Raw genomic sequence first — 12,290 nt, forward strand, 5'->3', positions numbered from 1 at the left:
GAGCGCGCCAGACTTATTTGCGCGAGCCCAGCAATTTCGACAGGCCATACCCGGCCGCCGCCGCGATCAGCAGCGACACGGCCGGGCGTTCGCGCACATAGTCGCGGCCCGTTTCGCCGGCGCGCTGGCAGGCGGCGCCCAGCTGCTTGCCGCGCGCCATCAGGCGTTCGGAGGCCTTACTCACGGTATCGCTGACCTGGTCGATGCGGTCGCCCACCTGGTCCACGCTGTCGTGGGCGCGCGTGGCGACCTTGTCGGCCAGAGGCTGCGCCTGGTTAGCCACCTTGTCGATGGCGCTATGCAAATCCTTGCGGGTATCCTGGGCGGTGCCGTTCAGGTCGGAGCTGGCTTTTTCAATCGCGTTCATGATGGTTTCCTTGTAGTGGTGAATAAATTCCAACCATGTTCGATGCCATGACCGAATCATGATTTTCCTCGCTTCCGGGAAAAAGAAGCGACTAAACGCTGCCGGGCTGAGCCATATCAAACACTGGATCAGCAGCGCGCTGTTGCCACCACCTTAACCGCCGCGGACCTGCTCCACCGTGCGCTGCCACACCTTGTGGTGCAGACTTAAATTCCTGGCAGAAATAACATCCGGCCGCGACAGGGCGTCGCCGGGGCGCTGACGCCGGGTGATGCCTGGTCCTGATGCATGGTCCTTATCCGAAGCGCAGGACGGCCCATACAAATGCATGGATTTTTTGTGAATTTTTACGCATAATGCATGCAATAAAATCCATGCATAAAGAAAAAATGCCCCCATCTAAATCCATACAAGAGGAAAGCCAGGCCAGTGCGTGGGTCACGCCGTTCGTGCAGCATGGCGGTCCGCGCTACCTGCAGATCGCCGACATGCTCGAGCGCGCGCTGTCCGACGGCAGCCTGCGCCCCGGCGACCGCCTGCCGCCGCAACGCCGCCTCGCCGCGCTGCTCCAGGTCGACCTGACGACGGTGACACGCGCCTATGACGAAGCCAAGCGCCGCAACCTGCTGCAAGGGCAAGGGGCGCGCGGCACCTACGCGGCCGCGCCGAAAGTGGAATTGACGCAGATGCTGGACCTGAGCATGAACATCCCGCCGCCGCCGGTGGGGGTGGATTTCGACGACCTGCTGAAACAGGGACTGGCGCAGGTGCTGCTGCGCACGGACAGCGATTTGTTGATGAGCTATCACCTGGGCGGCGGCGGCAAGGCCGACCGCGCAGCCGGCGCCGCCTGGCTGGCACCCATGTTCGGCCACGTCGACGCGGAGCACGTGGTGGCCTGCCCCGGCGCGCAGGCGGCACTGGCGGCGCTGATACTGACGCTCAGCCGTCCAGGCGACAGCATTCTGACGGAAGCGGCCGTGTACCCGGGCTTGCGCTCTGCGGCGGAGCAGCTGAACCGAAAGGCCATCGCCGTGGAATCGGACGCCGACGGCATGCTGCCCGAGGCGCTGGAAAAAGCCTGCCGCAAGCATCACGCGCGCCTGGTGTACTTGAATCCCACCCTGCAAAACCCCACCGCGCACACCATGCCGGCCGCGCGCCGCCTGGCCATCACGCAAATGGCGCAGCGCTGCGGCATGCACATCATCGAGGACGACCCGTACTGGCTGCTGGCCTCCGACGCGCCGCCGCCGCTGGCCCATTACGCCCCTGGCCACGTGGCGCATATCGCCACCCTGTCGAAATGCCTGGCGCCCGGCCTGCGCATGGCCTACGCCGTGATCGCCGACGCGCAGCTGCGCGAACGCTTCCTGCAGGCCCTGCGCTCGTTTTCCCTGATGGCCACGCCCGTGACCACGGCGCTGACGACGCAATGGATACACGACGGCTCCGCGCACGCACTGCTGGCCGGCATACGCAGCGAAGCCGATGCGCGCCAGGACGTCATCCGCACCATCCTCACCGGCACGAGCCACCCGCGCAGCGACGGCATCCACGTCTGGTTCTCGCTGCCCAGCTACTGGACCTCGCGCGAACTGGCCGCCACCGCCCGCGCCCAGGGCGTGGCCGTCACGGCCTCCGACGCCTTCTACGACAGCCGCCCGCCGAACGCCATCCGCATCTCGCTGGGCAGCATCCGCGACCGCGCGCGCCTGGCCGGCGCATTGAAGAAGCTGTCGCTGCTGCTGGCGCACAAGCCGGACGCGCACCAGGCGTTCGTGGTCTGAACAAGTGATGATCCGCCGGCGCAGGCTGGCGGTGACAAGGCCACAGCAAAGCCGCAGGCGAAAAAAAACCCACCGTTTGAGCGGTGGGTTTTTTTCTGCTGCGAATACTTGGTGCCGTTGGCCGGAATCGAACTGGCGACCTTCACATTACGAATGTGCTGCTCTACCAACTGAGCTACAACGGCGAAGACCCACATTCTACAAACAATGCACAAAATTTGCTAGTGTCAACGCGAACTTTTTTCATTTTTTTTAGCGGCCCGGCTGCGGGCCGCTGAAAATCGAGGAAAAGTGCGCTGTTTACTCCGCGTGGTAGGCCGTCACGCGGGCCACTTCGTCTTTCGAGCCGAGGAAGACCGGGACGCGCTGGTGCAGCTTGTGCGGGGCGATATCCATGATGCGCTGCTGGCCATCGGTGGCGGCGCCGCCGGCCTGTTCGACGATGAAGGCCATCGGGTTCGCTTCGTACATCAGGCGCAGCTTGCCAGGCATCGACGTGTCGCGCAGGTCGGCCGGGTACATGAAGATGCCGCCGCGGTTCAGGATGCGGTGCACGTCGGCCACCATCGAGGCGATCCAGCGCATATTGAAGTTGGTGCCGCGCGGGCCCGTGTCGCCGGCCAGCAGTTCGTCGACATAGCGCTTCACGGGCGGATGCCAGTGGCGCGCGTTCGACATGTTGATGGCGAATTCCTTGGTGGTCGGCGGAATCTGCATATTGCTTTGCGTGAGCACCCACGAACCCATCTCGCGGTCCAGGGTGAAGCAGTTCACGCCATTGCCGAAGGTCAGCACCAGCATGGTTTGCGGGCCGTACACGGCGTAGCCGGCCGCCACCTGCTTGCTGCCCGCCTGCATGAAATCCTGCTCGGTCGGCTCGCCCATGCCTTCCGGCGCCTTCAGCACGGAGAAGATGGTGCCGATCGAGACGTTGACGTCGATGTTCGACGAGCCGTCCAATGGGTCGAACAGCAGCATGTATTCGCCCTTCGGATAGCGGTTCGGGATCGGATGGATCGATTCCATTTCTTCCGACGCCATGGCCGCCAGGTGGCCGCCCCATTCATTCGCTTCGAGCAGGATCTCGTTGGAGATGATGTCGAGTTTTTTCTGCACTTCGCCCTGCACGTTTTCCGTGTCGGCCGTGCCCAGTACCTCGCCCAGCGCGCCCTTGCTGACGGCGTGGCTGATGGTTTTACAGGCGCGCGCGACGACTTCGATCAGCAGGCGCAGTTCGGCCGGAATGCTGTTGTTCGAGCGCTGCTCTTCAACCAGGTATTGCGTAAGACTGATGCGTTTCATGAATTCCCTTTTGTTTTGGTGTTTATTTTTTCTAGCAAAAAGCTGGGGCCAGACCCGGCGGGCCTGACCCCGGAATTAATTGGCCAGCGCCTTGGAAATGACTTCCATCACGTCATTCGACAGGCTGGCCTGGCCGGCGACCTGTTCCAGCGCCGTGCGCATGTGGTTTTGCAGCGCCGGCACGTAACGGCGCCAGCGGTCCATCGAACGGGCCAGGCGCGCCGCCACTTGCGGGTTCAGGGCGTCGAGGGCGATCACCTGCTCTGCCCAGAAGGCGTAGCCGCTGCCGTCTTGCGCATGGAACTGCGATGGATTGCCATTCGTGAAATTGAAGATCAGGCTGCGTGCGCGGTTCGGATTCTTCAGGGTGAAGGCCGGATGCGTCATCAGCTGGCGCACGGCTTGCACGTCCGTCGATGGCGCGGCGGCCTGCATGGCGAACCACTTGTCGACCACCAGCGCTTCGTTCTCGAAGTCGGCATAGAAGCTGGCCAGCGCCGCCTGCGCATGCTCGGCGGAACCGGAATGGATCAGGGCGCCCAGCGCGGCGGCACGGTCCGTCATGTTGCCGGCATTGTCGAACTGCTGCTGCGCCAGCGCCAGTTCCTGCGCGCCTGGCGCGATCAGCAAATAGGACAGGGCCAGGTTTTTCAGCGCGCGCTTGCCGGCCGACAGGGCGTCCGGGCTGTACTCCCCCGGCGTCTGGTTGGCGTGGTACTGCGCCAGCAATTCCGGCTTCAGGGCCGCCGCGATGGTGCGGCGCATGAACTGGCGCGCCGCGTGGATCGCCTGCGGATCGACTTGCGCCATGCGCTCGGCGATGATGGTTTCCGACGGCAGGATCAGCGCCAGCTCGCGGAAGGCCGCGTCCAGGCTGTCGTCGACCAGCAAGGCGCGCTGCGCGGCGATGAAAGTATCGTCCAGCGCCAGCGTCTCGCCGGCGGCGACCGCGCCCGTGAGTTGCAGCAGGCGCTCCATCGCCAGGCGCTGGCCCGCTTCCCAGCGGTTGACCGGGTCGCTGTCATGGCGGAACAGGTGCAGCAATTCGGCATCCGTGTAGTCGTATTCCAGCACCACCGGCGCGGAGAAATCGCGCAGCAGCGACGGCACCGGCGCTTCTGCCACCTTATTGAAGCGGAAGGTTTGCGCCGCCTCGGTCAATTCCAGCACCACGCTGGTGGCGCCATTGGCGGCCACGCCATCGACGTGCAGCGGCAGGTCGCGGCCATCGGCGCCCAGCAAGCCGACGGTGACGGGAATGTGGAACGGCAGCTTGTCCGGCTGGCCCGGCGTGGGCGGACAGCTTTGCGACAGGGTCAGCTCGAAGGTCTGGCTGGCAGCATCGTAGCGCGTGGCAGCCGTGACGACGGGCGTGCCGGCCTGGCTGTACCAGCGTTCGAACTGGCTAAAGTCGCGGCCATTCGCGTCGGCCATGGCGGCGCGGAAGTCGTCGCACTGCACGGCCTGGCCATCGTGGCGCTCAAAATACAGATCCATGCCCTTGCGGAAGCCGTCGCGGCCCACCAGGGTCTGGTACATGCGCACCACTTCGGCGCCCTTTTCGTAGATCGTGACCGTATAAAAGTTATTGATCTCGACGAAGGAATCGGGACGCACGGGATGCGCCATCGGACCCGCGTCTTCCGGGAACTGCGCCTGGCGCAGGGTGCGCACCTGGTCGATGCGCGTGACGGCGCGGCCCGTGTCCGTGCCGATCATGTCGGCCGAAAATTCCTGGTCGCGGAAGACCGTCAAGCCTTCCTTCAGGGACAGCTGGAACCAGTCGCGGCAGGTCACGCGGTTGCCCGTCCAGTTATGGAAATATTCGTGGCCGACCACCGCTTCGATGCCCGCGTAATCGACGTCCGTCGCCACGCGCGGGTTGGCCAGCACGTATTTGGTGTTGAAGATGTTCAGGCCCTTGTTTTCCATGGCGCCCATGTTGAAGTCGCCCACGGCGACGATCATGAAGCGGTCCAGGTCCAGCTCCAGGCCGAAGCGTTCCTCGTCCCAGCGGATCGAGTTTTTCAGCGACTGCATGGCGTAGTCGGTCTTGTCCAGGTTGCCGTCTTCCACCCACACCTGCAGCAGCACTTCGCGGCCGGACTGGAGCGTGTAGCGCTCTTCCTGGCACACCAGGCGCGCCGCGACCAGGGCGAACAGGTAGGACGGCTTCTTGAACGGGTCTTCCCACTTGGCGTAATGGCGGCCATCGCCCAGGTCGCCCTCCTCGATCAGGTTGCCGTTCGACAGCAGCACGGGATACTTGTCCTTGTCGGCGCGCAACATGACCGTGTATTTGGCCATCACGTCCGGACGGTCCGGGAAGTAGGTGATGCGGCGGAAGCCTTCCGCCTCGCACTGCGTGAAGAAATTATGGTTCGACACGTACAGGCCGGACAGCGAGGTATTGTCTTGCGGCGCCAGCACGGTTTCAATATCGAGCGTCACCTCGTCGGGCGCCTTGGGAATGGTCAGCATGCCGGCCGTCAGCCGGTATTGCGACGGCTTCAGCACCTTGCCATTCAGGCGCACCATCACCAGCGCGATGTGCTCGCCGTGCAATTCGATGCTGCGGCTGGCGCTGACCGGGTTGTGGCGCATGCGGATCCGGCTCGCCACCACTGTGCGGGCGGGGTCGAGATCGAAACCAAGTTCGACGCTGTCGACCAGGAAGCTGGGCGGCGTGTAATCTTTGCGGTAAATCGTCTGAGGGCTGTCTGTGCGCATAGGGATTTGGGTGGGAGCGGAGGCAAAAACCTATTTTACCAACACCGTGGCCGGATAGGACCGATTCAGCGCCCAATCGCGCCGATTCCCGTCACGATTGTGGGATTCTCTTACCCGCCGACATGCTCGGTAACATTCTGTAATAATGCATGGAAACAAATAGAACTATTCTTATAATACTAGGCGATGAATTGCGTCTACCAACAATGAATTGCAGCTAATCCAAGGAGATCATGCAATGAAACGATATCTCACCATCTTGATGGCCGCATTGACCGTGTTGCTCACCGGATGCGCCACCACCATACGCAGCGAAGTGACGGCATTCCATGAATGGCCGGCGCAATTGCACGACAAATCGTATGTGTTTGAAGCGCCGTCAGCGGAATATGACACGCTGGAATACCGCAACTATCAAAACCTGGTGCGCGCCGAACTGGCAAAGCATGGCTTCGGCGAAGCTTCCGGTCCTGCGGCAGCCAATTTGCGCGTGTCGATGGCTTTTTCGACGGTCGACTACCCTGAGCGCGTGATCCAGGCCACCGACCCGTTCTGGTATGGCCCCGGCTACTGGCCTGGCCGCTACGGCTACCGCTATGGCGCCTGGCCAGGCTACGGCCGCTTTGGCTATAACCCTTACTGGTATGGCCCGATGGAAGTGGAAGAAACCGTGCGGCATAAATATGAACGCGAATTGCGCGTGACGATCAATGACCGCACTGGCAAGAAACTGTACGACGTGACCGTGCAATCGACCAGCGGCAAGCGCGCCACGTCGCAAGTGATGCCCGCCATGGTGGCGAGCGCCTTTGCCGACTTCCCCGGCCAGAGCGGCGTGCCTCGTAAAGTGGAAGTAAAAATAGAGTAAACACGCGGCAATGCAAAAAACCGGCTGGTGCAGCAATGCGCCAGCCGGTTTTTTTATGTCTGCGTTCTATGCCTATGAGTAATATGCCTCGGCGGCAAAGGTGAGCGCGCCGATCAGCGCCACGGCCAATAACAGCACGATCAGCAGGCGGCCGAATTTCGGCGCGCCGTCCTTATCACCCTCGCCGCTCATGGCACGATGATGGTCGAACCAGTGGTCTTGCGCGCTTCCAGGTCCGTGTGTGCCTGGGCGATATTGGCCAGGCTGTAGCGCTGGTTGATCTCGATCTGCACTTCGCCACTGCTGACGACGCCGAACAGCGAGCTTGCCATCTCTTCCAGGTTCGCGCGGTTCGACGCATAGCTGAACAGGGCCGGACGCGTGAGGAACAGCGAGCCGCGCGACGCCAGTTCGCTCAGGGTGAACGGCGGCACGGGGCCGGACGCATTGCCGAAGCTGACCATCATGCCCAGCGGCGCCAGGCAGTCGAGCGAGCCGATGAAGGTATCCTTGCCGATGGAATCGTAGACCACGGAGACGCCCTTGCCGCCCGTGATCTCGCGCACGCGTTCGACGAAATTTTCCGTGTTGTAGTTGATGACGTGGGTGGCGCCATGCGCCTTGGCCAGCGCCGCCTTTTCATCGGAACCGGCCGTGCCGATCAGGTTCACGCCCAGCACCTTGGCCCACTGGCAGGCGATCAGGCCCACGCCGCCCGCGGCCGCGTGGAACAGCACCGTGTCGCCCGCCTTCAGGGCCACCGTGCGGTGGAACAGGTATTGCACCGTCAAGCCTTGCAGCATCATGGCGGCGGCCGTGTCGAAACCGATGCGCTCGGGCAGCACCAGCAGCAGGGCCGCCGGCAGGTTGCGCTGCTGCGCATAGGCGCCATTGATGCGCGCCGCATACGCCACGCGGTCGCCCACCTTCACCTCGGTGACGCCCTCGCCTACCGCCTCGACGATGCCCGCGCCCTCGACGCCGAGGCCGTTCGGCAGCGGCTGCGGGTACAAGCCCGTGCGGAAATACACATCGATGAAATTGAGGCCGATGGCCTCATGCTTCACGCGCGCCTCGCCGGGACCGGGCGGCGGCAGTTCCACGTCCACATACTCCATCACTTCCGGGCCGCCCACGCGCTGTACGCGGATGGCCTTGGTGGTAATCGTTGCGCTCACAATAGGCTCCTAGAAGAAGAATCGGGAAAAACGTCAGGCGGCCGCGCTGGCCCGCGCCTGCAGCTGCGACAGCACCAGGTGCGCCGACGACAGATTCGTTGCGCACGCCACGTTGTGCACGTCGCAGGCGCGCACCAGGGCATTGATGTCCGGCTCGTGCGGCTGCGGCGTCATCGGGTCGCGCAGGAAGATCACGCAATCGATCAAGCCTTCCACCAGCAGCGAGCCGATCTGCAAATCGCCGCCGAACGGGCCGGAATGCTTGCGCTCGACCGCCAGGCCCAGCTCGTTGATCAGGCGGCCGCCCGTGGTGCCCGTGGCCGACAGTTCACAGCCCTTTAAAAAATCCAGATATTCGCCCGCCAGGGTAATCATGTCATCTTTTTTCTTGTCGTGGGCGATCAGGGCGATGCGTGTTTTCATGGTGAGGGCGTTTTCAGTGGGTGGAGGAATTATTTCTTTTTCGACAGCAAGTAAATCCCGGCCAGCACCAGGCTGGTGCCGGCCAGTTGCCAGTTGGTGATCGGTTCATCGAGGATCATGGCGCCCAGGAACAGGGTCGACACGGGGCCGATCATGCCCGCCTGCGAGGCGACGGGCGCGCCGATGCGCTCGACGGCGATCATGGTCATGAAGACGGGCATCACCGTGCAAAAGATGCCGTTCAACAGGGACAGGCCATACACGGGCATGGGCTGGATCAGCAGGTCGACGGGGCGCAGGATGAAAAATTGCAGGATGCAGGCAGCGCTGGCCACGCACATCGCGTAGGAAACGAGGCGCATCGAGCCGATGCGCTTCACCAGCTCGCCCGAACCGAGCAGGTACACGGCATACGCGCAGGCCGAACCCAGCACCAGGGTGGAACCGAGCGCCACATTGCTGGCGCCACCCTGCAAGTCGTGCACGAAGACCAGCACGATGCCGCAGTACGAGGTAAACAGGGCCAGCCACTGCAAGCGGCTGATGCGCTGCTTGAAATACACGGTGGTAATGAGCAGCACGAAAGTGGGCGTGAGGAACAGGATCAGCCGCTCGAGGCCCACGGAAATGTATTGCAGGCCAAGAAAGTCCAGATAGCTGGACAGGTAGTAGCCGACGAGTCCCAGCCCGACCAGGCGCAGGCGGTCGCGGTTCGACAGCGGCGGCTCCGTGCGCATCTGCCACCAGGCGATGACGGCGAACACGGGCAGCGAAAAGATCATCCGGAAGGCGATCAGGGTCACGGCATCGATCTGGTAGCGGTACAGCAGCTTGGCGACGATGGCCTTGGTGGAAAACAGCACCGCCCCGCCCACGGCGATGGCCAGGCCACCGAGGTAGACGGAACGGGGAATCGAGGGAGGACTTGCTTGCGGGGAACTGGAGCTCATGCCCAGATTGTAATGGCAAAAGCCAAAGCAAGCTGATAACCCCAACGGCAAATACCGGGGTCGGACCCTGAGGGTCAGGCAAAAGCCAAAGTCGGCTGAGTACCGGGGTCAGACCCGACGGGTCTGACCCCAGCCGTTACGCCACCACCACCGCCGCCGCACCCGCCGTCACCGTCGCCGTCGTCACGCGCGCAATCACGTTCGACGGCGCCGCCGTGCCGACCAGCTTGTTCACCTGCTTGAACTGCGCCACCAACTTGCCCGGGGTCAAAGTGACCACCGTGTAGCCCTGCGCATCCGTGTTCAGGTGCTTGATCCACGGGTTGTTGCCCAGGCCGGACAATTGCTGCGCCAGGCCCAGCAGGGTCACGCTGAAGTCAGTGCTCGCTTTCAAGCCAGCCTGCACGGCCGACACGGTCGCCTCGAGCTGCGCTTCCGGCACGCCCTTGGCGGCCAGCGCGCCGCGCAGCTGCACGCGCAACTGCTCCAGCAGGCTGTCGACGGTCGGCGCGGCCTTGCCCATGGTGTAGTCGAGCAGGTTGACGTCGAGGTTGACCGTGCCCAGGCCCGTGACCGGAATCGCCAGCGGATAACTGACCAGGGTGCCGATGTCGCCCATCGTGCCGGCCGCCGACTTCAAATAGCTGAAGAAGGAATCGGAACTGACGCCGGCCGACACCAGGTCCACCATCACGGGCGTGCCGCCGCCGGCCGCGTCGAAATCGTCGCTGACCGTGCCGGCGAAGAACGAGTGGATATCGCCCGTGATCGCCACCACGTTGCCGATGGCATTGCTTTTCAGTTGCGCCATCAGGTTCTTGCGCTCGCTGTTGTAGCCATCCCACTGGTCGCAGTTGAGCAGGAAGCGCGTGAAGAACGGCGCCAGCGCCGCCTGCTGGCCCGATGCGGCCACAAAACTCGAGGCGGCGCCCTTGGCTTGCACGTCGGGCTTGATCCAGCCGAAGGCGATCACCTGCGCGGCGGCGGCCGGCGAGCCGCTGTTGTAGGCCGCCACCGTGATGCCGGCCTGGGCCGCGCTCAAGCCGGCGCCCACGGCGGCCGCGCCCTGCGCGCCGGCGTTCGCCGCCGCGCCGGCAATCGCCATGGCCGCCGCTTGCGCGACGGACTGCGATGCACCGGCCGTGGCGGCGGCCACGATGGCGGACGCCAGCGGCACGCTGCCGCCGACCAGCGGCAAGGTGCTGGCGATGGCCTGGCCCACGGTCGACATGGCGCTCAGGGCCAGCAGGGTGGCGATGGCGTCCGTGCCATTCAGGCCCATGCGCAGCAGCGACACTTCATTGCCCCACAGCTTCCAGGTGGCCGTGGCCGCCTTCATCTTGCCCTTCCACCAGTCGCGCTGCGTGCTGCCCAGCATGCCGACGGCCGCCAGCGGGTCGGCGCCGGCCTTGGTGGCGGCCGCCATCTTTTGCCCTTCCACGCTGTCGAACAGCGCCTGCGGCACCAGGTAGCGGCTGCCGATGCTGCCCAGCGGCTTGCCCGTGGCCGGGTTGATCGTCGATTCGGCGATCGCATGGTCGGCGCGGTACAGGCGCTCGTCCGTCATCACCAGCTGCATCAGTTTGCCGAACTGGAAATCGCGGTAGATCTGGATATTCTGGAACGTTGTCGCGGCGCTATCGAAGGTGACGTCGGCCGGCATGTATTCGAACCACGCCTGGTTGGCGCTGCGGCGGCGGGCCGGCTGGTGCAGATCGCTGCCATCAGGCGCCACGATGCCTTCATAGGTGGAGGCATCCTGCCACGCATCGTCCGTGAATTCATGGTCATCCCAGATGGCGATGAAGGCGAAGCGCTCATGCACGGCCTGCAGGCGCGTATCGGTGCGGTATTTCTTGTACAGGTAACGGTAGTCGGCCACCGTGGTGGCATATTTGGCGCCCGCATTGCCGCTTTTATACGTCCCGTCCGGCAATTTCAGCTGGTCGTGGCGGCCTTCCACGGCGCCGCTCTGGAAGGCTTCGCCCACCGTTTCATAGATGTAGTCTCCCAGGTGGACGATGAAGTCCAGCGCTTCGTTGGCGGCGATGTGCGACAGCGCGCCCCAGTGGTTGATGCTCCAGTCCTGGCACGTCAGGTAGGCGAACTGCAGCTGCGCCACGTCGCTGGTCGCGGCGGGCGCCGTCTTGAAGCGGCCCACGTTCGAGCGCACGTCGCCGGCGATGAACTGGTAGAAATACACCTGGCCCGGCTGCAAGCCCGTCACCTTGTGGCGCAGGGTATTGTCGAAATCGGCCTTCAGGGGCAGCTTGGCGTCGACGATGGGCGTGCCGGCCAGGGCCGTGTTGCCGCCCAGCGCGGCCGTGTTGTCGGCGGCGCTGACGATCAGGCGCACGGCGACGTCGGCCTTGCCGGCCACGGCGGGCGCGACGGCGTCGAAGCTGGCGGGCACGACGCGCGTCCACAGCATGGCGCTGTCGGCGCGCGGGTCGCCCGACGCCACGCTTTGCGGGAATTTCCAGTCGCTGCCCGTGGCCAGCGGCACGCCGGGATCGCTGTGATCGGTGCTGCCGCAGGCGGCAAGGCCGACAGTCGCCACGGAGACGGTAATAAAGCCGCCCAATTTCAGGAATTGCCGTCTATCCATTTGACTTGCCATGATGTCGCGCCCTTAATCTTGATTATTCGAGTGGTGGGATGATGCATAACATGAAAGCGCAT

Annotated in this window: 10 protein-coding genes and 1 tRNA gene; 2 read left to right on the forward strand and 9 right to left on the reverse strand. The window is 63.8% G+C overall.

Going from position 1 to position 12,290, the window contains the following annotated elements; genetic code table 11:
- Positions 1 to 13: 13 nt before the first annotated feature.
- Both BM193_RS05505 and BM193_RS28200 read right to left on the reverse strand, forming a co-directional pair.
- Positions 14 to 367, reverse strand: a complete 354-nt coding sequence (locus BM193_RS05505; protein ID WP_092797093.1) for an ElaB/YgaM/YqjD family protein — start codon at positions 365 to 367, stop codon at positions 14 to 16.
- A 153-nt stretch (positions 368 to 520) separates the two neighbouring features.
- Positions 521 to 766 carry a hypothetical protein gene (locus tag BM193_RS28200; protein ID WP_139176028.1) on the reverse strand — a complete coding sequence of 82 codons (246 nt, stop codon included), beginning with the start codon at positions 764 to 766 and terminating at the stop codon, positions 521 to 523.
- On the opposite strand from BM193_RS28200, the gene BM193_RS05510 reads away from it, so the two are divergent.
- Entirely contained in the window at positions 757 to 2,157 is a 1,401-nt protein-coding gene (locus BM193_RS05510) for an aminotransferase-like domain-containing protein (RefSeq protein ID WP_092797096.1), read from the forward strand. The genes BM193_RS28200 and BM193_RS05510 overlap by 10 nt on opposite strands.
- A gap of 109 nt (positions 2,158 to 2,266) precedes the next feature.
- On the opposite strand, the gene BM193_RS05515 is transcribed toward BM193_RS05510, so the two are convergent.
- The 3 genes from BM193_RS05515 to pepN form a co-directional block, all read right to left on the reverse strand.
- A tRNA-Thr gene (locus BM193_RS05515) sits at positions 2,267 to 2,342 on the reverse strand.
- Positions 2,343 to 2,457: 115 nt separating this feature from the next.
- Complete coding sequence (locus BM193_RS05520; protein ID WP_077408194.1) at positions 2,458 to 3,459, reverse strand: class 1 fructose-bisphosphatase; 1,002 nt, start codon at positions 3,457 to 3,459, stop codon at positions 2,458 to 2,460.
- 75 nt (positions 3,460 to 3,534) lie between these two features.
- The gene (gene pepN / locus BM193_RS05525; protein ID WP_092796011.1) at positions 3,535 to 6,189 is read right to left on the reverse strand and encodes an aminopeptidase N; all 2,655 of its coding nucleotides are present in this window, start codon (positions 6,187 to 6,189) and stop codon (positions 3,535 to 3,537) included.
- Between the two features lie 238 nt (positions 6,190 to 6,427).
- On the opposite strand from pepN, the gene BM193_RS05530 reads away from it, so the two are divergent.
- Positions 6,428 to 7,057, forward strand: coding sequence for a DUF4136 domain-containing protein (locus tag BM193_RS05530; RefSeq protein ID WP_092796013.1), 630 nt, complete (start codon positions 6,428 to 6,430; stop codon positions 7,055 to 7,057).
- A gap of 188 nt (positions 7,058 to 7,245) precedes the next feature.
- Here BM193_RS05530 and BM193_RS05535 read toward each other — a convergent pair whose 3' ends face one another.
- From BM193_RS05535 to BM193_RS05550, 4 genes are all read right to left on the reverse strand, one after another.
- Entirely contained in the window at positions 7,246 to 8,175 is a 930-nt protein-coding gene (locus BM193_RS05535) for a quinone oxidoreductase family protein (protein ID WP_254785894.1), read from the reverse strand.
- 93 nt (positions 8,176 to 8,268) lie between these two features.
- The gene (locus BM193_RS05540) at positions 8,269 to 8,658 is read right to left on the reverse strand and encodes a methylglyoxal synthase (protein ID WP_034786684.1); all 390 of its coding nucleotides are present in this window, start codon (positions 8,656 to 8,658) and stop codon (positions 8,269 to 8,271) included.
- A gap of 29 nt (positions 8,659 to 8,687) precedes the next feature.
- On the reverse strand, positions 8,688 to 9,608 hold the full coding sequence (locus tag BM193_RS05545) for a DMT family transporter (RefSeq protein WP_092796017.1): 921 nt from the start codon (positions 9,606 to 9,608) through the stop codon (positions 8,688 to 8,690).
- Positions 9,609 to 9,744: 136 nt separating this feature from the next.
- Positions 9,745 to 12,216, reverse strand: a complete 2,472-nt coding sequence (locus BM193_RS05550; protein ID WP_092796018.1) for an alkaline phosphatase D family protein — start codon at positions 12,214 to 12,216, stop codon at positions 9,745 to 9,747.
- Positions 12,217 to 12,290: the final 74 nt, after the last annotated feature.

It is taken from the genome of Janthinobacterium sp. 344, from assembly GCF_900112025.1.
Taxonomy (GTDB): domain Bacteria; phylum Pseudomonadota; class Gammaproteobacteria; order Burkholderiales; family Burkholderiaceae_D; genus Janthinobacterium.

Excerpts from the sequence above, each read along its gene's own strand:
- BM193_RS05510 (WP_092797096.1), top strand. The coding sequence starts at position 757 with ATGCCCCCATCTAAATCCATACAAGAGGAAAGCCAGGCCAGTGCGTGG.
- BM193_RS05545 (WP_092796017.1), bottom strand. The coding sequence starts at position 9,608 with ATGAGCTCCAGTTCCCCGCAAGCAAGTCCTCCCTCGATTCCCCGTTCC.
- pepN (WP_092796011.1), bottom strand. The coding sequence starts at position 6,189 with ATGCGCACAGACAGCCCTCAGACGATTTACCGCAAAGATTACACGCCG.
- BM193_RS05505 (WP_092797093.1), bottom strand. The coding sequence starts at position 367 with ATGAACGCGATTGAAAAAGCCAGCTCCGACCTGAACGGCACCGCCCAG.
- BM193_RS05520 (WP_077408194.1), bottom strand. The coding sequence starts at position 3,459 with ATGAAACGCATCAGTCTTACGCAATACCTGGTTGAAGAGCAGCGCTCG.
- BM193_RS05535 (WP_254785894.1), bottom strand. The coding sequence starts at position 8,175 with ATGGAGTATGTGGACGTGGAACTGCCGCCGCCCGGTCCCGGCGAGGCG.
- BM193_RS05540 (WP_034786684.1), bottom strand. The coding sequence starts at position 8,658 with ATGAAAACACGCATCGCCCTGATCGCCCACGACAAGAAAAAAGATGAC.
- BM193_RS05530 (WP_092796013.1), top strand. The coding sequence starts at position 6,428 with ATGAAACGATATCTCACCATCTTGATGGCCGCATTGACCGTGTTGCTC.
- BM193_RS28200 (WP_139176028.1), bottom strand. The coding sequence starts at position 766 with ATGGGGGCATTTTTTCTTTATGCATGGATTTTATTGCATGCATTATGC.
- BM193_RS05550 (WP_092796018.1), bottom strand. The coding sequence starts at position 12,216 with ATGGATAGACGGCAATTCCTGAAATTGGGCGGCTTTATTACCGTCTCC.